The organism is Tenacibaculum sediminilitoris, assembly GCF_964513795.1.
GTDB classification, from domain to species: Bacteria; Bacteroidota; Bacteroidia; order Flavobacteriales; family Flavobacteriaceae; genus Polaribacter; species Polaribacter sediminilitoris.
In genome coordinates, this window is the sequence record NZ_CAZEQR010000005.1 from 1 (window position 1) to 20,679 (window position 20,679).

General features: G+C 31.6%; 22 protein-coding genes. 7 read left to right on the plus strand and 15 right to left on the minus strand.

The features are described 5' to 3' along the window. From ACKTSW_RS02100 to pdxA, 11 genes are all read right to left on the minus strand, one after another. Window positions 1-855, minus strand: an 855-nt coding sequence (locus ACKTSW_RS02100; protein WP_408023620.1) for a MopE-related protein, incomplete at its 3' end; no start/stop codon positions are given. Window positions 856-861: 6 nt separating this feature from the next. Next, window positions 862-4,365: an RHS repeat domain-containing protein gene (locus ACKTSW_RS02105; protein ID WP_408023621.1), complete on the minus strand. Its 3,504-nt coding sequence runs from the start codon at window positions 4,363-4,365 to the stop codon at window positions 862-864. A gap of 146 nt (window positions 4,366-4,511) precedes the next feature. Beyond that, window positions 4,512-4,925 (minus strand): DUF6691 family protein, encoded by a 414-nt coding sequence (locus tag ACKTSW_RS02110; protein WP_408023622.1) that lies wholly within the window; start codon window positions 4,923-4,925, stop codon window positions 4,512-4,514. Between the two features lies 1 nt (window position 4,926). Then, the gene (locus tag ACKTSW_RS02115) at window positions 4,927-5,487 is read right to left on the minus strand and encodes a YeeE/YedE family protein (RefSeq protein WP_408023623.1); all 561 of its coding nucleotides are present in this window, start codon (window positions 5,485-5,487) and stop codon (window positions 4,927-4,929) included. Beyond that, on the minus strand, window positions 5,487-6,725 hold the full coding sequence (locus tag ACKTSW_RS02120) for a 3-deoxy-D-manno-octulosonic acid transferase (protein ID WP_408023624.1): 1,239 nt from the start codon (window positions 6,723-6,725) through the stop codon (window positions 5,487-5,489). Before ACKTSW_RS02120 ends, ACKTSW_RS02115 begins: the two co-directional genes overlap by 1 nt. Before the next feature lie 73 nt (window positions 6,726-6,798). After that, the gene (gene accC, locus ACKTSW_RS02125) at window positions 6,799-8,136 is read right to left on the minus strand and encodes an acetyl-CoA carboxylase biotin carboxylase subunit (RefSeq protein ID WP_408023625.1); all 1,338 of its coding nucleotides are present in this window, start codon (window positions 8,134-8,136) and stop codon (window positions 6,799-6,801) included. Window positions 8,137-8,225: 89 nt separating this feature from the next. Beyond that, the gene (accB, locus tag ACKTSW_RS02130; protein WP_408023626.1) at window positions 8,226-8,705 is read right to left on the minus strand and encodes an acetyl-CoA carboxylase biotin carboxyl carrier protein; all 480 of its coding nucleotides are present in this window, start codon (window positions 8,703-8,705) and stop codon (window positions 8,226-8,228) included. A 23-nt stretch (window positions 8,706-8,728) separates the two neighbouring features. Beyond that, entirely contained in the window at window positions 8,729-9,724 is a 996-nt protein-coding gene (locus tag ACKTSW_RS02135) for a beta-ketoacyl-ACP synthase III (RefSeq protein WP_408023627.1), read from the minus strand. 150 nt (window positions 9,725-9,874) lie between these two features. Continuing rightward, window positions 9,875-10,069 (minus strand): 50S ribosomal protein L32, encoded by a 195-nt coding sequence (gene rpmF, locus ACKTSW_RS02140; RefSeq protein WP_047789948.1) that lies wholly within the window; start codon window positions 10,067-10,069, stop codon window positions 9,875-9,877. Window positions 10,070-10,077: 8 nt separating this feature from the next. After that, the gene (locus ACKTSW_RS02145; protein ID WP_408023628.1) at window positions 10,078-10,614 is read right to left on the minus strand and encodes a YceD family protein; all 537 of its coding nucleotides are present in this window, start codon (window positions 10,612-10,614) and stop codon (window positions 10,078-10,080) included. A 74-nt stretch (window positions 10,615-10,688) separates the two neighbouring features. Next, on the minus strand, window positions 10,689-11,723 hold the full coding sequence (gene pdxA, locus ACKTSW_RS02150; protein WP_408023629.1) for a 4-hydroxythreonine-4-phosphate dehydrogenase PdxA: 1,035 nt from the start codon (window positions 11,721-11,723) through the stop codon (window positions 10,689-10,691). 63 nt (window positions 11,724-11,786) lie between these two features. Between pdxA and ACKTSW_RS02155 the strand changes: the two genes are divergently transcribed. Next, entirely contained in the window at window positions 11,787-12,377 is a 591-nt protein-coding gene (locus tag ACKTSW_RS02155; protein WP_408023630.1) for a riboflavin synthase, read from the plus strand. A gap of 23 nt (window positions 12,378-12,400) precedes the next feature. Continuing rightward, complete coding sequence (locus tag ACKTSW_RS02160; RefSeq protein ID WP_408023631.1) at window positions 12,401-13,936, plus strand: patatin-like phospholipase family protein; 1,536 nt, start codon at window positions 12,401-12,403, stop codon at window positions 13,934-13,936. 27 nt (window positions 13,937-13,963) lie between these two features. On the opposite strand, the gene ACKTSW_RS02165 is transcribed toward ACKTSW_RS02160, so the two are convergent. Beyond that, window positions 13,964-14,287, minus strand: a complete 324-nt coding sequence (locus tag ACKTSW_RS02165; protein ID WP_408023632.1) for a hypothetical protein — start codon at window positions 14,285-14,287, stop codon at window positions 13,964-13,966. A 6-nt stretch (window positions 14,288-14,293) separates the two neighbouring features. After that, window positions 14,294-14,755, minus strand: a complete 462-nt coding sequence (locus tag ACKTSW_RS02170) for a hypothetical protein (RefSeq protein WP_408023633.1) — start codon at window positions 14,753-14,755, stop codon at window positions 14,294-14,296. Window positions 14,756-14,954: 199 nt separating this feature from the next. On the opposite strand from ACKTSW_RS02170, the gene ACKTSW_RS02175 reads away from it, so the two are divergent. The 5 genes from ACKTSW_RS02175 to ACKTSW_RS02195 all read left to right on the plus strand — a co-directional run bounded on the left by ACKTSW_RS02175 (window position 14,955) and on the right by ACKTSW_RS02195 (window position 18,802). Then, a complete protein-coding gene (locus tag ACKTSW_RS02175; protein WP_408023634.1) occupies window positions 14,955-15,341 on the plus strand; it encodes a hypothetical protein in 387 nt (128 codons plus the stop codon). Between the two features lie 354 nt (window positions 15,342-15,695). Continuing rightward, a complete protein-coding gene (locus tag ACKTSW_RS02180) occupies window positions 15,696-16,106 on the plus strand; it encodes a hypothetical protein (protein ID WP_408023635.1) in 411 nt (136 codons plus the stop codon). After that, the gene (locus tag ACKTSW_RS02185) at window positions 16,096-16,944 is read left to right on the plus strand and encodes a restriction endonuclease (RefSeq protein ID WP_408023636.1); all 849 of its coding nucleotides are present in this window, start codon (window positions 16,096-16,098) and stop codon (window positions 16,942-16,944) included. The genes ACKTSW_RS02180 and ACKTSW_RS02185 overlap by 11 nt, the downstream gene beginning before the upstream one ends. 12 nt (window positions 16,945-16,956) lie before the next feature. After that, window positions 16,957-18,330 carry an MBL fold metallo-hydrolase RNA specificity domain-containing protein gene (locus ACKTSW_RS02190; RefSeq protein ID WP_408023637.1) on the plus strand — a complete coding sequence of 458 codons (1,374 nt, stop codon included), beginning with the start codon at window positions 16,957-16,959 and terminating at the stop codon, window positions 18,328-18,330. Window positions 18,331-18,361: 31 nt separating this feature from the next. Then, window positions 18,362-18,802 carry a hypothetical protein gene (locus ACKTSW_RS02195; RefSeq protein ID WP_408023638.1) on the plus strand — a complete coding sequence of 147 codons (441 nt, stop codon included), beginning with the start codon at window positions 18,362-18,364 and terminating at the stop codon, window positions 18,800-18,802. A gap of 394 nt (window positions 18,803-19,196) precedes the next feature. Here the strand turns inward: ACKTSW_RS02195 and ACKTSW_RS02200 are convergent, their stop codons facing one another. Then, a complete protein-coding gene (locus ACKTSW_RS02200; protein ID WP_408023639.1) occupies window positions 19,197-19,631 on the minus strand; it encodes an Hsp20/alpha crystallin family protein in 435 nt (144 codons plus the stop codon). 153 nt (window positions 19,632-19,784) lie between these two features. Continuing rightward, window positions 19,785-20,621: a universal stress protein gene (locus ACKTSW_RS02205; RefSeq protein ID WP_408023640.1), complete on the minus strand. Its 837-nt coding sequence runs from the start codon at window positions 20,619-20,621 to the stop codon at window positions 19,785-19,787. Window positions 20,622-20,679 lie beyond the last annotated feature (58 nt).

Genomic DNA, 20,679 nt, shown 5'->3' on the forward strand with positions numbered 1-20,679 from the left:
TGTTGAAGGAGTACTAGGTACTGTATTGATACTATAACTAACACTTCTTGCGCTACTCCAACACCCTGTAGTATTATTTCTAGCTCTTAAGTAGTATATAGTTCCACTAGTTCTGGTAATTGTAGTACTAGAATTAGCAGTACTGGTTCCAGAGCTACTACTTTGCCAATACCAAGTAATTCCAGAAGGAGAGCTTCCTTTGGTTAGTACTGTATTTCCACAATTTTTAGTAATTGTTGGTGTTGAAGGAGTACTAGGTACCGTATTGATACTATAACTAACACTTCTTGCGCTACTCCAACACCCTGTAGTATTATTTCTAGCTCTTAAGTAGTATATAGTTCCACTAGTTCTGGTAATATTCGAACTAGAATTAGCAGTACTGGTTCCAGAGCTACTACTTTGCCAATACCAAGTAATTCCAGAAGGAGAGCTTCCTTTGGTTAGTACTGTACTACCACAATTTTTAGTAATTGTTGGTGTTGAAGGAGCCGCTGGTTTAGGTGCTTCATCTATCTGCCCATCACAATCATTATCAATACCATCACAGATCTCCAAAGCTCCTGGGTGAATGTTTGGATTGGTGTCATCACAATCGCTTCTATTCGCTACGTAGCCTGTAGGTTTTGTAGCATAATAAATTTGATCGTTAGGATCTCCATAGCCATCACCATCTTTATCTCTGTTCCATGGATATGTAGTTTCCCCTCCGCCTCCTTCTTCTGGCGGAATTCTATACGATTCTGTATCTGAAGGTTTCTTGTTTGGAGGATCTTTTTTTTGTGCAGTTGTGCTAATAACGCTGAAAGCAACACATAGAGTTGCTAACAAGTATTTTAATTGTATAGTTTTCATAGCCAATTAGTTTTTATAGTTGTATTTGTGTTCTTTTAAAAGATTCCCGTCGGCATCTTTTACAAATTTTAATCGGTTAAATTCATCGTACTGATAGTACATGGTTTGTCCTCTTGGGTCGGTAACACTGGTAACTCCAATTAAAGGGTCATAGGTAAAAGTAGTAACCTGACTGTTTACCATATTAGCATTGTTTCTAATATTGTTTAATGCTGTTCTTAAATTGTTTTCTGAAGCTGCGTCTGTATCGCTATTTGAAGCAGATATGGCAGCATTAATCAATCCTTGAATGTTTGTTAATTCAGTATCGGTATAACCTTCAATTTTAGCTATAGGTTGAGTTTGTTGATACCCCCATACGTAATAGATTTTCGTTCCGTCTTTTTTACTTACTTCTGTAGGGTTTCCTTTATCATTATAACTATGGTATATAATGCGGTCTTCTAGTGCTTGAGTATCTTTAGCGGTTTTAATCTTACTAGGCAGATATAAGTTTAATGGATTATGTTGATTATCATAAACCTTTTTTTGCCAAGATAAAAGCATATTTTCTTTATAACTTTTTGTTTCTATTGGCTCTCCGATACGGTGTTCATTAATTAATATTGTATCGTTTACATCATGTGCATACTTGGTTTCAGTTTTTAAAACTTTTCCTTTACTATTCATAACTTCAACTCGAGTTTGTTGTAAATGACTCGGGTTGTCGTAAAAATAATTAGTGGTTGTAGTAATTGGGTTTTCTCCATTAATATCATATTGTCTTTCTATAGTTTGATCTAAGTAATGCCAATAAGAATTTGTTTTGTATTTTACTACGTTTAAGTTCTGTACTATTTGCGGAAAAGACACCTCTTCACCTTCTGCTTTTTCATAACAATGACCATCAATATAACCAACAAGAACATTGTTAGATGTTCCAAAGCTCTTTCGACATTTTAAATCTCCCATCGTAATAGGTCCATATCCTGAGACAGGATCTGGACTATAATAAGTAACTGAATCTAACCAACCAGATCCTGTGATTGCATGTGAATGATTTGTTGTACATTGCCATAAAGAAATCCTGTTATCTAAATCTTCAGCCTTACATTTATAGGTTGGATAGGCTGGTTGAAACGTAACTATATTATAATCTTTAACAACATTATAATTAGCAACCTCAGAAATCGTTCTATCTAATTTATAGTTCTTAATAATATCTTTTACTATAGTTTTAGGACTAGTTTTACTTAAAGGTTTTTTAAAGAAACTAACTTTTTTCTCTAACCCATTATTCCAACCAAAATTGGTAAAGTTGGGTATTACTCTTGGTGTTCCTAAAAGTTGTTCTCCAACCCCATCTCTGTTTATAATAAACTCATGTTCTTCTCCTCCATTTTCAAAATTATCACCTCCGTGACTTATAGTAACTTTTCTATAGTAAACATTATTGCTTCCAGAATTTGTAATAGGAAAACTACCTGATGAGCTTAACTTAACATAACCTTGACTCACCATTTTTGGAAAAGCTCCTCCATATAGATGGTATTGTGTCCTACTAGACACATGACCTAAACCTGCTCTAGTAGCATCTCCTGATGATTTTACTAAATCATTCATTCCCGAATAATAATAATATTTGGAATTGAGGATTGCATTATTTGTATCATAGTTCTTTAAAGATTTAATTCTATTTCCTCCTGTTAAAATATTTTTATATTCAGACTTTCTCTTTATAATTCTCAAACTAGCACTTGCCTCTATACAGTCTCCAGGCTTAGAAGAATTAAATATTTCTAATTTGTATGTTTTATTTTGATTTAATGACAACGATTCAACAAAGCCACTAGCCCCTGTACTAGGGATAAAACCTTTCTCATAAACTAAAATTGATGGTTCGTTTGAAATATCATAAATACGAACAGTTGCTGATGCTTTATCTGCTGGGTATTCATAACATCCTTCTGCACTATTTTCGTAACTTGTAACTGTATAATTAATATGAGCATCGAAGTTTTCATTATTATTATCGCCTAAGCTAAATGTTGAGAATTGACTATTATTTCCTCTTATAGAAACAGACTTATAATCATATATTTTCGTTGTCACAAGTCTATAGTGATCATTTCCTTCATATTCAAAAACGGTACTTCCTTTAGTAGGATAGACTACTTTAGTTAATAGTCCTTTTTTAGCATAAAAAGTATCTAAATCTCTGTTTCCTAGACGGTTTGTTGCTTTGTTAAAAACAGGGTATGTTTCTTGAAGGTTTGGTAATAACAATTGATTGTTCTTTCCATTAAAATACCCCCAAAAATCTTGACTGTAAGAAAACCTTTTGGGAACAGCATTAAAATCATTATACTGAAAAGCATACTTATTTGAAGGGTCTTTTAATACAACTTCTCTTAAGAAAACTCTATCATTTGTAGTAAAGTCATAAGAGAAATCTGCTTTTGAAATAACTTTATCATTAGAATCTATAGTTTTTAGACCTTTGATTAATCTATAATTTCTGGTGTTAGAATCAGGATGTAGTAACGAATTATCTATAAGAACCTTACCATTCATACTGTCATTACTATTTACCTCTATCAGTCTTTTTCTATAAACTCTACTAAAATTTTCACATGTAACGAGCCCCATGTTTGTTGGAAAAGCCTGAACATCAGACGTAATAGGGTAACTAGATGCTAATTCTAATGTCTGAGAAATACTAGATAAATAAAACTCCTCTGTATCGTTTATATCATATACAAAGTTTACAATATCTCCTAATGGATGTTCAATTTTACTCAAATACCAAGAAGTTGTGTATGCTTGTTCAGGAGGTAATGTAGCTGCGTTATCACAATTAGTTCTTGAATACAAAACCTCTTTATCATTAAAATAGTATGCTACTCCATCTTCTGTTGTTATTTTAAAACCACTTGAATTTGATCTTTCTATTTTAATATTAGAATGAGGAATAGTTCTATAAATACCGTTATTATCAACTACTATTTTTCCTGAATATCCACCCATACTGTAAGAAAACAAGTCAGATTCGGAATCAAAGGAATCTGTTGAGGCATCATATAAAAATGACACTATATCTGGGTTAACATCTGAGGTTTGATGAAAAGTTGCTTGCGGATCTAAATCTTCTATACCTTGAACATCACTTCTAGTCACCTCTTTAACAGGATGTGTTAAACGGTAGTTTTCATCCTCTTTACCTCTAACAATTCTTGTAATTATCCCTCCTATGTTTAAGCTCCAGCCAAGACCAACGTTTGAACTTAGTTGATCTACTTTTATTCCATTAGAACTGTAACTTAAGCTAATTGGAACTTTAATGTTTTTGGTTTTATAAACAAAAAGAGGAACACTTACACTTGGTGTTCCTGTATTTAAACCTACTGGGAATAATTCAAACTTTGTAAGTTCAAAAGCAGTTGGCGAAGGCGGTATAACTGTAGGTAATTCTTGCGCATAGCCCCATACACAAAATAGCACCATAACGATGCTTAACATATTTTTTTTCATAAAGTGAGTGATAATTGAGTTAGCAATTTGCTCAAATAGCAATTATTTCTGTTTTCAATACCAAAAGTATACTTTTTTTTACAGACTGAAAAATAAATAGTTAAAAAAATACAGCTACGGTTGTTAGCTTTTAATAATAAATAACATTAATTTGGTAGTTTGTCGCTCAACAACCCATAAATAAAAGCTCCTAGGAGCGCGCCTAAAAGCACGATAAGCAAGGGTAGTATTCCTTGTCCAATTAACACAAAAATAGGTGCAGGACACGCTCCGGCTAATGCCCAGCCTAATCCGAAGATAGTACCACCAACTAAAGTTCTTATAAAACCTTTTTTCTTTTCTTTAATATTTATTTGATTCCCTAAATAATCTTTAATCTTTCCATTTTTAAAGAAATACATAAATAGAGCTGAAATAGCTACAGCAGAACCAATAATACCATACATATGAAATGATTGGAATTTGAACATCTCATAAATACGATACCATGAAACAGCTTCAGATTTAGATAGGATAATTCCAAAAATAACTCCTATAAGTAAAAATTTTATGTTTTTCATATTAACCAAAAATTAAAGGGAATAGTACCCAAATCATAATTAACCCACCAATAAAAAAACCAATTACTGCAATTAACGAAGGCAATTGTAAACTACTAAGCCCTGTAATAGCATGTCCAGAAGTACATCCACCAGCATATCGAGTTCCAAAACCAATAAAAATACCTGCAATTAATAAAATAGAGAAGCCTTTTAACGTTAGCATACTATCAATGCTAAAAATTTCGTTAGGGACATAGGTTTTTCCTGCGTCAGCAAACCCCAAATTTGTTAATTCGCTAACAGTAGTTGGATTTAAATCTACTCCTGATGTTGCAGATAAATAATTAATAGCTATATATCCTCCAATTATTAAGCCAACTAAAAAGATAATGGCCCAGTCACGTTCTTTCCAATCCTTTTTAAAATAATCTGATATTTTACCAGCGCCCGCCATGGTACACATAGTTTCTAAGTTGGTTGATACTCCAAAGTTTTTTCCGAAGTAAAAAAACAAGAAAAGTACCATTGCGATTAGTGGACCTGAAACAAACCAAGGCCAAGGTTGTAATATAAAATTCATTATAATATGTTTTTTAAATAAGTAATAATGGTTTTTGTTGCTCCTACATTTTTTGAAATATAATTGTGGTTAACATTTCCCATTTGCTTTCTTAGTTTTTTGCCTGCTTTTAATAAAGCAAAACTACTAGAAAATTCGTTAGCATTTACAACAGTTTTTACTCCCCCTAATTTAAGTAAATCAATAGCTTCTTGAAATTTGTTGTATTTGTTGCCACCAAAAATAACAGGAATACCATATGTAGCAGGTTCTAAAATATTGTGTAAACCAGTTGCAAGCCCGCCTCCTATATAGGCAACATCAGCATATGAGTAAATCTTGGTAAGTAAGCCAATGGTGTTAATTATAAAAACTTGATGTTCTGATAATTCTTTGTTTTCTTTTTCAGAATAAAGAATGGTTTTTTTGTTGATAGAGTCTTGTAACTCTTTAATTTGTTTTTGGTGAATGTTATGTGGAGCAATGATAAATTTTTCATCATCAGAAGCGTAATTGTTTATGTAATTTACAATAAGTTCTTCATCTTCTTTCCAAGTACTTCCTGCGATAAGAGTGTAATGATTGTTTTTAAATTCTGAAATAAAATCTAAAGAGTTGTCTTGTTGTAAAATAGTATACACACGGTCAAATCGAGTGTCACCAGCTATCGTTACATTAGTTAAGTGGATAGAGTTTAATAAGTCTTTAGAGGCTTGGTTTTGCACAAAAAAGTGATTAAATGCTGTTAATTTTTTACGCATAAAACCTCCGTACCATTTAAAAAAGGATTGTTTTCTTCTAAAAATGCCTGAAATTAAAATCGTAGGAATTTTTTGTTTTTTTAATTCTGAAAGTAGATTAGGCCAAAATTCATATTTAATCATAATAGCCATTTCAGGATGTACTAGTTTGATGAATTTTTTAACGTTTAATTTTGTGTCGAGAGGTAAATAGCAAATAACATCTGCTAATGGGTAATTTTTTCTAATTTCATATCCTGAGGGGGAGAAAAAAGTAACAACTATTTTATAGTTTTTATAACCTTGTTTTAACTCTTCAATGATAGGTCTTCCTTGTTCAAATTCTCCTAAAGATGCAGCATGAAACCAAATAACTTTATCAGTTTTAGAAATACTATCAAGTTTTGAAAATGTTTCTTTTCTTCCTTCGTAAAACAGCTTTATCTTTTTGTTGAATAAAGCTATAACTGGAAGTAAAAGAGATACTGTAGAAAGAAGTAAATTGTATAAAAAATTCATTATGCGAATTTACGAAATAAAAAAATCAGTAAAGTTGCTTACTGATTTTTTTATTGTATGTTGAAATATATTATTATTTCATTTCAAAATCTTCCATAAACTTAGTGGTATAGTTACCCGCTACATAGTCTGGATGATCCATTAATTGTCTATGGAAAGGAATAGTTGTTTTAACACCTTCAATAACATATTCGTCTAAAGCACGCTTCATTTTATTAATAGCTTCTTCACGAGTTTGTGCAGTAACAATTAACTTAGAAATCATAGAATCATAGTTTGGTGGAATCATATACCCTGAATACACATGTGTATCTATACGTACTCCATGACCTCCAGGAGCATGATAAGAGGTTATTCTACCTGGTGCAGGCCTAAATCCGTTATACGGATCTTCAGCATTAATTCTACATTCAATTGAGTGTAATTGCGGTTTGTAGTTTTTACCAGAAATTGGTACACCAGCAGCGACTAAAATTTGCTCGCGAATTAAATCGTAATCAACTACTTCTTCAGTAATTGGGTGTTCTACCTGAATACGAGTATTCATTTCCATAAAGTAGAAGTTACGGTGTTTGTCTACTAAGAATTCAACAGTTCCAGCACCTTCATACTTAATGTATTCAGCAGCTTTAACAGCAGCAGTTCCCATAGCATCACGTAATTCTTCTGTCATGAAAGGAGAAGGAGTTTCTTCTGTTAATTTTTGATGACGGCGTTGTACCGAACAATCTCTTTCGGACAAGTGACAAGCTTTACCGTAGGCATCACCTACTACTTGAATTTCAATGTGGCGAGGTTCTTCAATTAACTTCTCCATATACATATCGTCATTTCCAAAAGCTGCTTTTGATTCTTGTCTTGCAGAATCCCAAGCGTCTTTTAAGTCTTCAGCTTTCCAAACAGCACGCATACCTTTACCACCACCACCAGCAGAGGCTTTTAGCATTACAGGGTACCCTGTTTCTACAGCAACTTTTTCACATTCTTCAAAAGTAGAGATTACTCCGTCACTACCTGGTACACAAGGTACACCAGCAGCTTTCATGGTAGCTTTAGCATTAGCTTTGTCTCCCATACGGTCAATCATTTCGGGAGAGGCTCCAATAAATTTAATGTCGTGCTCCTCACATAATTTTGAAAATTTAGCATTTTCAGCTAAAAAACCATATCCTGGGTGAATACCATCTGCGTTTGTAATTTCTGCAGCAGCAATGATACGATCCATTTTTAAATACGATTCGCTACTTGGTGCAGGTCCAATACATACTGCTTCATCAGCAAATCGTACGTGTAGGCTTTCAGTATCAGCTTTAGAATAAACCGCTACCGTTTTAATCCCCATCTCTTTACAGGTTCTAATTACACGTAGCGCGATTTCACCCCTATTGGCAATTAATATCTTTTTAAACATATCTTTTAGTTTATGAGTTTATTGGGTTTAGTTGTTTAAGAATTTAGCAATTAGCTAAACTTCTAAACTTAAAACTTCTAAACCAAAAATTATGATGGGTCTACTAAAAATAATGGTTGATCAAATTCTACAGGAGAAGAATCATCCACTAATATTTTAACAATTTTACCAGATACTTCTGATTCAATTTCGTTAAATAACTTCATTGCTTCAATAATACAAACAGTATCACCAACTTTTACTTCAGTTCCTATTTCAGCAAAATTAGGTTTATCTGGAGAAGGTTTTCTGTAGAAAGTACCAATGATAGGTGAGTTTATAGTTACATATTTTGAGTCCTCTGTAGTTTCAGCGGCTGCTGGGGTTACAGCTGAAGTTGCTGGTTGTGCAGGAGTTGCTACCATTTGTGGAGCTGATGCTACAGGAGCAGGAGCTTGTATAATAGTAGTTTCAGGAGTTTCGCTTCCAGTTTTAATTGTGATTTTAATATCTTCCATTTCTAGTTTTACTTCACTTGCACCTGACTTAGCTACAAACTTTATAAGACTTTGAATTTCTTTAATGTCCATTTTCCTAAATTTTAGTTGTTTAGTTATGAGTTATATGCCCATTTTAAATAGATGGCTCCCCATGTGAAACCACCACCAAATGCAGCAAAAATTAAATTATCTCCTTTTTTCAACTCTTTTTCATAGTCGTTAAGCAATAATGGTAAAGTAGCAGAAGTAGTATTTCCGTACTTGTGAATGTTCATCATTACCTTATCATCTTCTAAGCCAACTCTATTAGCTGTAGCTTCAATGATTCTTTTATTAGCTTGGTGTGGTACTAGCCATTGAATATCTTCCTTTGTTAAGTTATTTCTCGTTAACATTTTTTCAGAAACATCGGCCATATTAGATACAGCAAATTTAAAAACTGTTCTTCCTTCTTGATGAACAAAGTGCTGTTTGTTTTTAATAGTGTCTTCAGATGGAGGTAAGATTGACCCACCTGCATCAATTTTTAAGAATTCACGACCAATTCCATCGCTTCTTAAATATTCGTCTTGCAACCCTAAGCCATCTGTATTCGGTTCAAATAAAGCAGCGCCTGCTCCATCACCAAATATAATGCAAGTGGCTCTGTCAGTATAATCTATGATTGAAGACATTTTATCAGCACCAATTAACAATACTTTCTTATATCGACCACTTTCAATATAACTTGATGCAGTTGACATACCGTATAGAAAACTTGAACAAGCGGCTTGTAAATCGTAAGAAAAAGCATTTACAGCTCCTATTTTAGAGGCTGTATAAGCTGCTGTTGAAGCTACAGGCATGTCTGGAGTAGCAGTTGCTACAATAACTACGTCGATGTCTTCGGGTTTCGTATTTGATTTTTTAAGTAAGTCTTCTGCTGCTTTTATTGCCATGAAAGAAGTTCCAAGACCTTCACCTTTTAGTATTCTTCTTTCTTTAATTCCTGTCCTAGTAGTAATCCATTCATCATTGGTGTCTACCATAGTTTCTAGCTCTTTGTTTGTTAGAGCATATTCTGGAATATATTTTCCTACTGCTGTTATAGCTGCAGTTATTTTAGTCATAGTTGTTTGTTTTGTAGTAAAACGAGTTTTCAAAGTAATGAAAATTATTTCACTTTTTTATAGAAAAAAACATCAAAAGATGTGCTTTTTGATGTAAAAACATAAAAAAACCCTCAAAATAGAGGGTTTTTTTATTTTAAAAACTAGTTTTTAAGCCTCAGCTGCAGCACTTTCTAATACTACTTGACCTCTGTAATAAAGTTTTCCTTCATGCCAGTGAGCTCTGTGGTATAAATGAGCCTCTCCAGTTGTAGGATCAACAGCTATTTGAGGAACAGAAGCTTTATAATGAGTTCTTCTTTTATCTCTTCTAGTTTTAGATATTTTTCTCTTTGGATGTGCCATTTTATGTCTTATTTATCTGTTAGTAAATCCTTTAATTTATCCCATCTAGGGTCTGTTGATTCTTCTTCAACAGTTTTTTCTTCGTTTATTTTTAATTCTTCTAGTTTTCTTAAAGCATCCGATTGCATCGTGCCATCAATAACATTTGGATGTACTCTTTTACTTGGTGTTGATAATACGATTAGTTCGTAAATGTACTGAGATACGTTTACTTGATAAGCTTCATGTGGAAGTATCAAAATTTCATCGTGATCATCGTTAAACTCAGGTCCAAACTTAACAACCAAATCTAAATTACCATCAATAGGTAAATCAAATAACTCATTAGTGATATCACATGGAACATTAACTGTTCCACTTATATTAAAAGCAAACTCTATTAAAGTGCTTTTTTTTACAAATGTAATATCAGCTTTTACGTTAGCGTCGCTAAACTCATCAAACTGAAATGCTTCAAAGAACGTTTTGTCAATTTGATATTCAAATAAATGACTTCCTTCTTTTAAACCTATAAAAGGTATGTTGAATTGTTTTAAGTCTTTCATCTACAACTATCAATTTGAGCGTGCAAAGATATAAAAAATGTTTTTACTTTTATGTTTTGAGTAAAAAAAATGAACTATTTTGCTTTTAATGCATTTCTCATAAGTTCTACATACTCGTTTCGATTCTTAAATATTTGTAATGAGGTAAATAAGGCCTCTTTAAAAGATGTAGGATTGGCTTTGTTTTTACCCGCAATGTCAAATCCAGTTCCATGGTCTGGAGAGGTTCTTATCTTACTTAAACCAGCAGTAAAATTTACACCATTTCCAAACGATAAAGCCTTAAAAGGAGCTAACCCTTGGTCATGATACATAGCCAAGACCCCGTCAAATTGCTCGTGCGTTTTTGAGCCAAAAAAACCATCGGCTGCATATGGACCAAAAACTAATTTACCTGACTCTTTGATTTCTGAAATGGTTGGACGGATAATTTCATCATCTTCAGTGCCAATAATACCATTATCACCACAATGTGGATTTAAACCTAAAACTGCAATTTTAGGTTTATTAATGTTAAAGTCTTGTTGTAACGAAGTATACATTGTTTCAACTTTAGATTTAATAAGTTCTGGAGTAATCGTTTCTGCAACTTTAGATACAGGGATATGACCTGTTATTAAACCTATGCGTAAATCATTTGTCATTAAAATCATTAAACTTTTTCCATCAAAGTTTTCTTCTAAATACTCTGTGTGACCTGGGAATTTGAATTCTTCTGATTGAATGTTTTCTTTGTTAATAGGAGCAGTAACGATAAGATCTACCTGCTCTTTTTTTAAAGCTTCCACTGCTGCTTGTAATGACTTTAAGGCGAATTTACCTCCTTCTTCAGTAGTTTTACCTAAATCTATTTTAACTTCTTCTTTCCAGCTATTTAATAAATTAACTTTTCCATGTACAAGTTTGTCTAAAGAAGTAATTCCATGGATACTAGTGTTAAGCTTTAAAGCTTTTTTATGATATGAAATTAGTTTATTTGAAGCAAATAAAACAGGAGTGCAAAAATCAAGCATTCGTTTATCTTCAAATGTTTTTAATATAATTTCGATACCAATTCCGTTGATGTCTCCAATCGAAATTCCAACAATAATTTTGTTTGCTTTATCCATAGTTTACTTTCGTAGGTAAAGTTGTATTTTTGATGCTAACAAAAGTAACTAAATTTTTATAGAATGTTTACCGGAATAATAGAAACTCTTGGAATCGTTAAAGGTATTGAGCGTGAAAAAGAGAATTTACATCTTATAATTAGAAGTACAATTACTAATGAGTTAAAGATAGATCAAAGTGTAGCACATAATGGTGTTTGTTTAACGGTTGTAGCAATTGATAAAGACGAATACACTGTTACGGCGATTAAAGAAACATTAAATAAAACGAATATAGGCGATTTACAGGTGGGTGATGAGGTAAATCTTGAAAGAGCAATGAAGCTAGGAGCTCGATTAGATGGGCATATTGTACAAGGGCATGTAGACAGAACAGGTGTTTGTAAAAATGTAGAAGATGCAGATGGTAGTACAGTTTATACTTTTTCGTATGGTTTTGATGGAACAAATGTCACTATTGAAAAGGGATCCATTACTATAAATGGAGTGAGCTTAACGGTAGTAAACTCAAAAAAAGACACGTTTAGTGTGGCAATTATTCCGTACACATATGAACATACAACATTTAAAAACTTTACAATAGGCACTAAAGTAAACCTAGAATTTGATGTGATAGGGAAATATGTGGCTAGACTTCATAGTTTAAGAGAATAAAGTAAAAAAATTACATATAAACTATGAAAGAATTTAACTCTATAGCCTTGTGTTTTTCAGGAGGCGGATACAGAGCAGCCTGTTTTTCCTTAGGAACACTATCATTGTTAGAGAGAGTAGGCTTGTTAGAAAATGTAAAAGCTATTTCTACAGTTTCTGGAGGAACAATTACAGGTGTTAAATACGCACAGTCTCAAATTGAAGGAAAAGGTTTTCAAGCGTTTTTTAATGAGTATTATGAGTGGTTGGTTAAAGATGAGTTAACAAATAATGCATTGAGTCATTTAAGATGGCCTTTAATTTGGAATCAACCGGAAAATAAACACAAACGGAAAAACCCAATTAATGCCTTTGCTATAGAGTATAATAACTTTACAAATAACGCAACTTTAGGGCAGGTGCAAGATGTTATTAATGAAGGAAAAACACATTTAGAAAGAGTGATTTTTAATGCTACAGACTTTGATAGTACACATCAGTTTAGGTTTCAGAATATTAAAGGGAATCAAAAAAGATTTGGAAATGGAAAAGTGCATAGCAAATATAAAAGAGTTATAAATGATATTAAGTTAGGAGATGTAATAGCGGCGTCAACAGCTTTTCCAGGTGGGTTTGAGCCAATTGGTTTTCCTTACGATTTTACCCCAAAACATAATAATTTAGAAGAAATTGGGTTGATGGACGGTGGTATTGTTGATAATCAAGGAGCCTCGGTTTTTGTGTCAGAAGCATCTAATGAGAGTAAAGACAGTGCTAAAAATCACAGTTTGTATTTTTTATGTGATGTTTCTTCACCTTATCCTGGAGAAGGCTTTAAGTTTGCTTCAGATACATGGTTCAGTAAATACACCTCATATATATCTAGTGCCTTTACATTATTGCTGTCATTAATGGTAACTGTATTTTTCGGAGTTCAAAAAATGTGGGTTTGGTATACTGTTAGCGTTGTTATACTGGCTTTTTTAGTATTTATTCAGTTTTCATTTTTTTTACTTTCTAAAGTAATGCAAAATGAAACAGGGGTAGATCAAAGGTTATATTTACCACCAAGAAGAGTTGGCTTTTATATACTCAATAGAGCTAAATCTTTGATTCGTATGGCTAGTGTAGTTTTTCTTAAAAATGATAGGAGGCAACACGCAAATGCAATTTATAGTACTTTTCCTAATAAAATAATTACCTCTACGGTATATGAATTACGATGTAAAGATACTTCTGGAAAACAAACAAATCGACCAGAGAATGAGAGAAGATGGAAAGAAACAATGAAGTACACAGGTAAAATAGGTGAAGCAATTATTGAAAATTCAAATAAAAGTACATTGTTTGGTACTACTTTGTGGTTTACGAAAAAAGACAAAACCAATGATATGTTAAATAGCGTTATTGCTTGTGGTGAATATACAGCGTGCTACAACTTATTATCTTATATAGTTGCTCAATATGGAGAGGAAGCTAAAACCATAGCTGTTTTTAATGAGTTGTTGTCTTTCTGGAAGAATTTTCAAGAAAATCCGCAATTCTTAGTAGAAGAACGTCAAAAAAAACAAACACCATAAACACTTATTTGTTTATGGTGTTTGTTGTTATAGAACTAAGGATTTAATAGTTTCAATAATTGTATTGATAATTTTATTTTTGAAATGACCTAAGCTTATTGCTGAAATACCAGCGGCTTGTAAAGCTTTTAGCTGAAATAAATCTTTTTGGCTTTTTACCAACCACTCAAAATCATCTAGAGTAAGTTTTTCTTGAGCTAGTAAGGAAGTCCACCTTTCAAGCTTATCTTTTGACTCATTTAAAAACAGTTCTATATCTTTTTTTGATTCTTTTGAAAACTCACTATACTTATTGTTAAATAGTGAGGTTAATGTGTTTTTTAATTCTTGTAATATTTTTTCGAAATCCATGGCAAATTAGTTTGTTGAAATAAAATCTAATAATTTGTTTTTTGTGGTGGGTTCTTTTTTGCTTTCATACTTTAGTAATAAATCAAAAGCCTCACTAATTTGTCCTTTTGCTTCAGTAATGAAAAAAGAAGATAATTTCCCTTTTTCTTTCCAGCGTTTAAAAAAACCAGCAAGTAAATTTTTATTTTCATTAGCTAATAATAACCACATTTTATAGGTTATTTCATTGTTAGGTTTAAATTTTTCATATTCAACAATCTTGGCAACCTCATTTTGTAACTCTTCAATTTCATTAATATTTTCTTGATAAGGAGTTTCAGCTTTTTCTATAAGCTGATTGGCATCTATTTTTATTTCAATGGTTTTTTGAAAAGAATATTGATCGTAAGGAGCTGTTTTAAGAATATTACAGGAGGTAAGAAAAGCAGTAATAAAAAGTAAAACAAAGAATGGTTTGTTGTTTTTCATTTTCTATGAGTTAGGTTAATTTTTGAGTAAGTAAATTTAATATTTTTTATAAACCAAAATAAAGGGAAAAAACACCTAGAAAAAAAAGTGTTTTTCAGGAATTGTTAAAAAGGAGTATGTATTTTAGTTTTTATGATAAAAATCATGAAAATCAGTAAGTTATATTCTTACCTTTGAAAGAGGTGTAAATTAATAAGTTATGGATGTATCAGTCTTTTTACTAAAGTTTTGGGGATGGTATTGTATTATCTTCTTCTTTGTGTTGAGTTTTAACCCAAAAAGAGTAAAACAAATAGTAGATAATTTGCAAGACGCACGGTTTTTAATTATTCTCTCGCTCTTTGCAATCATAATAGGTTTGCTTAATGTATTGGCGCATAATATATGGGAAGGAAATATTAAACTGTTGGTAACGTTGTTTGGTTGGCTGGCTTTAATCAAGGGTATTATTCTATTTACTTTTCCTAAACAAACAATTAACTTGTTAAAACAAACTAACATAAAATTTATACAAGCCATATATGTGCTGTTATTCTTCTTAGGGATTTTTTTATTGAATGAAGTTTATAGAGTTGTTCCTTTTTAACTTAACCGAGACAAAAAAGAGAATTAGATTATCTAATTGAAATAGCTAGAGCCTGTAATACTTCTTTAATAGTATTACATATTACTAATAACGACGGTATAGAAATGTACATCAAAAAAAAACAAAGAGATGTTACATGGGTGCTATGAAAAACTAAAGCATTCTTTTTCATTTACTGTTTTTATGGGGATAAAATGTTTTATGAAAGTAGAGAGTGTGATATGGTAGCTTTTATAAACAAAAAACACGTGTTTTTTGATACTATATTCTCAAAACCATTAGTAAAAGAAGTAGGGTATATGTTAAAAGTACCTGTGTTAGTATTACATGATTTAAGAAACTAAAAATAAAACAATGAAAAATATTGGTGTTTGGTTAGACAAAGAGAAAGCTCTTGTTATAACTATTGAAAATGGGATAGAGAATATGAAAAAAATAGAATCTAATATTGAAACATTTCATATTCATGGAGGTTCTGGAACACGATTTAAAGGAGGTCCGCAAGATGTAGTTCAAGATAGTAAGTACTTAGAAAGAGAAAAACATCAAACAAAAGAATACTTTAGTAATCTCGTAGAAGAAGTAGATAAGGCTGATTCATTAGCTATTTTTGGTCCTGCAGAAACTTTTGAAAAGTTTAAGAAAGAGTTAGAAACTTCATATAAAGAGTTAAATGCCAAGGTTAAAAAAGTGCAAAGAGTTGATAGTATGACAGATAATCAAGTAAAGGCTTTGGTTAGAGATTTTTTTGAAAATGAAAACTAGTTCAAATAAAATATCAATTGTGAAAGCTTCAGGTGAGGTGGTACAATTTTCATTAGCTAAGCTAAAAAAATCTCTTAAAAGAACGGGGGCAAATGATGAAGTAATAGAATATATTCTACAAACTGTTCAAGAAGAGTTATATGAAGGAATTACTACCAAAGAAATTTATAATAGAGCTTTCGCTTTGTTAAAGAAAAAAAAGACAGTATTAGCTTCGAAATATAAATTAAAAAAAGCGATATACGAATTAGGACCCACTGGTTTTCCTTTTGAACATTTTATAGGAACTATTTTAAAGTTCTCTGGATATAAAGTTACGGTTGGAGCAATTTTGCAAGGTGAATGTGTGGAACATGAAGTTGATGTTTTGGCACATAAAAATAATGAAACTACAGTTGTAGAATGTAAGTTTCATAGCGAAAGAGGACTTGTATGCAATATTAAAATTCCGCTATATATACGTTCTCGTTATCAAGATGTAAAAAATTATTGGAACACATTTAAAAAGCATGAAACCACCTTAACTCAAGGTTGGGTAGTAACCAACACCCGTTTTACAAAAGACGCCATTCAATATGGTAATTGTGTAGGCTTGTATTTGTTAAGTTGGGATTACCCAAGTAAGAATAGTTTAAAAGATATAATTGACCGTTTAGGACTGTACCCTATTACTGTATCTACACTATTAACTAAAAGAGAAAAACAGTTTTTATTGAATAGAGATATAGTGTTGTGTAGAGAGCTGATAAAAGATAATTTTTACTTAGATCATTTAGGAGTTTCAGATATGAGAAAAAAAAGAATTCTCACAGAAATAGATCAATTATGTAATAGTTAAAACTCTATAAATATGCTCAACTTAGCAAAAGTTCACTTTTTAGGAGCGGCTGGTACGGTTACCGGTTCTAAATTCTTGATTGAAGCTTTTGATAAACAGCTTATGATTGATTGCGGTATGTTTCAAGGAATCAAAGAACTAAGAGAGCTGAATTGGAAAGAGCTTCCCTTTAATGTAGAAAAGATTGATGTAGTATTGTTAACTCACGGACATTTAGATCATGTAGGTTTTTTACCAAGGCTATATAAACAAGGGTTTAGAGGAAAAATAATAGGAACAAGCCCTACATTGGCAATTGCAAAAATTATTTTAAAAGACAGTGCAAAAATTCATGAAGAAGAAGCACAAAAGGCTGCTGAAGAAAACTATAGTAAACACAACCCTGTGTTACCTTTTTATACGGTAACTGAAGCAGAAAAAACCATAGAATTATTTGAACCAAAAGAAGAAGGAAAATGGGAATCTTTATCAAAAGAGATATCGTATAGGTTTCAATACAATGGACATATCATAGGAGCTACTTTTATTGAGTTGGAGATTAACAAAAAAAGATTTGTGTTTTCTGGAGATGTTGGTAGGGTAAATGATTATTTATTAGAAGAACCCAAAAAACCACGATGGGCAGATTATCTTTTTTTAGAAAGCACGTATGGTCATAAGTTACACCCACAAGAAGATATTGAAGAAATTTTATCAGAGCTTATAGAGGAGGTGGTTTTGAATAAAGGGAATTTAATAATTCCCAGTTTTGCAGTAGAACGCTTGCAAATATTGATGTATATCTTGTGGAAACTCTATAAGAAAAATAAAATTCCAGGTATTCCAATTTTTGTTGATAGCCCTATGGGGAATAATGTTTTAGAAGTTTTTGAACGATATCCTCAATGGCATAAACTACCTATGGATGAGTATAAAGCGATGTGTAGTTACATGAATATTATTGAGTCGTATAGAGAAACTTGGGAAACTATAGATGATTCCAGACCGAAAATAATAATTGCAGGAAGCGGAATGGTGACAGGAGGTAGGGTTTTAACCTATTTAAGTCAATTGATAGATGAACCGACAACTACTATTTTATTAGTAGGATATCAGGCAGAAGGAACAAGAGGAAGACAATTGGAGGAAGGATGTCATGAAATAAAATTCTTTGGACGATATTTTCCTGTGAAAGCAAAGGTGAGAAATATAGAGAGTTTATCTGCGCATGCAGACCAACAAGACTTGCTGAATTGGTTGAGTGAAATAAAAAATATACCAGAAGAAGTGTTTCTTGTGCATGGAGAACAAACAGCTTTGGATGCTTTAAGATTAAAAATACAAAAAGAAAAAAAATGGAATGTGATCATTCCTAAATTACATGTTATAAAAGAGTTAACTGTGTGATGTGAAATGTTTAAACTTAAAGACTAACTCGATGAAAACAACAAAAACACAATTAAAACTTGTAGAATGGTTTAGTGCAGAAGATATGCACTTAGCCTCAAAACAATGGTTATCAGAGCTTACTTTTTTAAAGGATGAACAACTGTTTTTTGAAGATTTAATTAGAAAATACATTTTTGAATTGATAGCTCCAAATCAATTTAATAAAACTACTAAAATAGTAGAATCTTTAAGTAGTTCAAGAAAGAAAACTGATGACTTGATTAAGATTGTTCAAGCACATGAGAGAGGGTTAGAGGTAATGGTAGATGGAGTAGATCAGGTAATTGAAGAAGAGGTTTATAAAAATGAACATAGAAGATTGATTATAGAGGTTAATGAGTTTTTAAAAGGTTATCAAGATTTAAAAGAAACACTTTTTGATACGATAAAAAAAATTGCTAAATCTGATAAAAAGAGATTAAATGAATAAATGTAATATATATTTATAAAAAACTCGAGGTTGAATTTCAACCTCGAGTTTTTTGTTATCCAATGACATGGTGCTCAACGAGCCAATGTAGCTCTTATAAATAAAATAGTTAATGAATTAATTGAAGTTGTTTCGATGTTTTTTGCAATACTGTTTTAGGAGCAATAAGTTGCAGCTTTTCTAAAGCCTTGATTACTAAGTTAACATAGTCATTAATTGTTTCGTCGGTAGATTTTGGGTCTACAATATCAATAATTTTAATAGTAAATTTTGGTAGGGTAATTTAGATTAAACATTCTACATACTTTGCTAGTGTATGTTTTAGTTTCATAGCTTTGGATTTAGGTTAATAAAGTAAAAAGCAGCATAAAGGGCTACTTTTTACTTCACTTTCTTATTGTACTTCAATAATTTTTTTGGGTTTTTCATCGATTCCTTTTTTCTTCTGAAGGTTTAGCTTTAAAATACCGTTTTCGTAAATAGCTTTAACATCTTGATCTGTATTAATAGATTCAGGCAAGCTTAAAGATCGTTTAAAAGAGTTGTAACTAAACTCTTTACGAGTATAATCTTCTTCTTTTTCTTCGACCTCGTGTTTTTTTCCACCAGAAACGTTAAGCATATTATTATCAATAGTTATTTCGAAGTCTTTTTTAGAAAGCCCTGGGGCAGCAAATTCGATTTCAAAATTTCCGTCATGTTCCTTAACGTTCATAGCGGGCATCAAACTATTTTCTTCAAAAAAATCAGTATTTAAAAAATTTCTTAAGCCCTCATTTGTCCATGAGGGAAATAGTTCTCTCTTGTTGTTAAATTTAATAAGTGACATAATTGTTAATTTTAAGGTTAAACTTGATTTGGACAACTAAGTTATCAATATAATGTCTTTTTTAAAATGATATTTATCAGTTAATTAAGGTTCTTTTTTTGGTTGAAAGAGTTTCTTTATATAGATGGATAGTATGTTTATAGCACTCCTATTTTAATTGGGAATTACTAAAAAAGGAATGGTTAGATGAAAACCTATTTGGTTAATTGTTGATTTAAAAAATAAGTTTTCAAAAAATGAATGTTTATTATTAATCATCATTAGTAAATTTATACGTGTTTTTAGTTGAAAATTTGTAATAGCATCAGCGATATTTTGGTTTTTTATATCATGGAAAAGATGAGCTATATGTTTAAAAAATGTCTCTAATTTTTCACGATTATGTTTTTGCTGTTCCGATAGTTCATGTTCGTAACGTACATTTAATATATTAATTCTTGAATGATATATAGAAGCAATATCTATGATAGGTTGTACGTGCTTTTCTTGAAAATTAATTCCATAGTCTGAAGGAAATAATATTTCATGGGGAGTTTCAAAAGGAAATTCACTAGGTATAGCTAATACAGGGCATTTGGCATTTTTTAGAACGTGTATTGTATTTGAACCAAATAAAACCTCCTTAACTCCAGAGGCTCCTTTGGTACCCATGGTTATCATGTCTATTACATTATCGTTGCATAGCTTACTAATTTCTAAAGGTAACGTGTTAAATACTGAAGAAGATGTAAAACGGTGTTTTGGATTATTAAATTGTTGCTGTATTCTTTCGATAAATTCTTTAAGTTTAGTTTCCGAAACATCTCTCATGGTATCAATCAAACTGAGCTGAGACATACTTGCACTTGTATAATCGTATTGAAAAATTATAGGTGTGTAGGTGTTTAGTAAATGAAATACACAATCTTCATCCTTGAATAATTGTAAGGTGTATGTTATGGCATTCCAAGAGTTCTCTGAAAAATCTGTAGGAATTAATATTTTTTTCATAATGCCTCTTTTTAATTAATAGCTTAAAAATACACTATAGAATAAAGGTCAGCCATGA

Excerpts from the sequence above, each read along its gene's own strand:
- ACKTSW_RS02105 (WP_408023621.1), bottom strand. The coding sequence starts at position 4,365 with ATGAAAAAAAATATGTTAAGCATCGTTATGGTGCTATTTTGTGTATGG.
- ACKTSW_RS02110 (WP_408023622.1), bottom strand. The coding sequence starts at position 4,925 with ATGAAAAACATAAAATTTTTACTTATAGGAGTTATTTTTGGAATTATC.
- ACKTSW_RS02115 (WP_408023623.1), bottom strand. The coding sequence starts at position 5,487 with ATGAATTTTATATTACAACCTTGGCCTTGGTTTGTTTCAGGTCCACTA.
- ACKTSW_RS02120 (WP_408023624.1), bottom strand. The coding sequence starts at position 6,725 with ATGAATTTTTTATACAATTTACTTCTTTCTACAGTATCTCTTTTACTT.
- accC (WP_408023625.1), bottom strand. The coding sequence starts at position 8,136 with ATGTTTAAAAAGATATTAATTGCCAATAGGGGTGAAATCGCGCTACGT.
- accB (WP_408023626.1), bottom strand. The coding sequence starts at position 8,705 with ATGGACATTAAAGAAATTCAAAGTCTTATAAAGTTTGTAGCTAAGTCA.
- ACKTSW_RS02135 (WP_408023627.1), bottom strand. The coding sequence starts at position 9,724 with ATGACTAAAATAACTGCAGCTATAACAGCAGTAGGAAAATATATTCCA.
- rpmF (WP_047789948.1), bottom strand. The coding sequence starts at position 10,069 with ATGGCACATCCAAAGAGAAAAATATCTAAAACTAGAAGAGATAAAAGA.
- ACKTSW_RS02145 (WP_408023628.1), bottom strand. The coding sequence starts at position 10,614 with ATGAAAGACTTAAAACAATTCAACATACCTTTTATAGGTTTAAAAGAA.
- pdxA (WP_408023629.1), bottom strand. The coding sequence starts at position 11,723 with ATGGATAAAGCAAACAAAATTATTGTTGGAATTTCGATTGGAGACATC.
- ACKTSW_RS02155 (WP_408023630.1), top strand. The coding sequence starts at position 11,787 with ATGTTTACCGGAATAATAGAAACTCTTGGAATCGTTAAAGGTATTGAG.
- ACKTSW_RS02160 (WP_408023631.1), top strand. The coding sequence starts at position 12,401 with ATGAAAGAATTTAACTCTATAGCCTTGTGTTTTTCAGGAGGCGGATAC.
- ACKTSW_RS02165 (WP_408023632.1), bottom strand. The coding sequence starts at position 14,287 with ATGGATTTCGAAAAAATATTACAAGAATTAAAAAACACATTAACCTCA.
- ACKTSW_RS02170 (WP_408023633.1), bottom strand. The coding sequence starts at position 14,755 with ATGAAAAACAACAAACCATTCTTTGTTTTACTTTTTATTACTGCTTTT.
- ACKTSW_RS02175 (WP_408023634.1), top strand. The coding sequence starts at position 14,955 with ATGGATGTATCAGTCTTTTTACTAAAGTTTTGGGGATGGTATTGTATT.
- ACKTSW_RS02180 (WP_408023635.1), top strand. The coding sequence starts at position 15,696 with ATGAAAAATATTGGTGTTTGGTTAGACAAAGAGAAAGCTCTTGTTATA.
- ACKTSW_RS02185 (WP_408023636.1), top strand. The coding sequence starts at position 16,096 with ATGAAAACTAGTTCAAATAAAATATCAATTGTGAAAGCTTCAGGTGAG.
- ACKTSW_RS02190 (WP_408023637.1), top strand. The coding sequence starts at position 16,957 with ATGCTCAACTTAGCAAAAGTTCACTTTTTAGGAGCGGCTGGTACGGTT.
- ACKTSW_RS02195 (WP_408023638.1), top strand. The coding sequence starts at position 18,362 with ATGAAAACAACAAAAACACAATTAAAACTTGTAGAATGGTTTAGTGCA.
- ACKTSW_RS02200 (WP_408023639.1), bottom strand. The coding sequence starts at position 19,631 with ATGTCACTTATTAAATTTAACAACAAGAGAGAACTATTTCCCTCATGG.
- ACKTSW_RS02205 (WP_408023640.1), bottom strand. The coding sequence starts at position 20,621 with ATGAAAAAAATATTAATTCCTACAGATTTTTCAGAGAACTCTTGGAAT.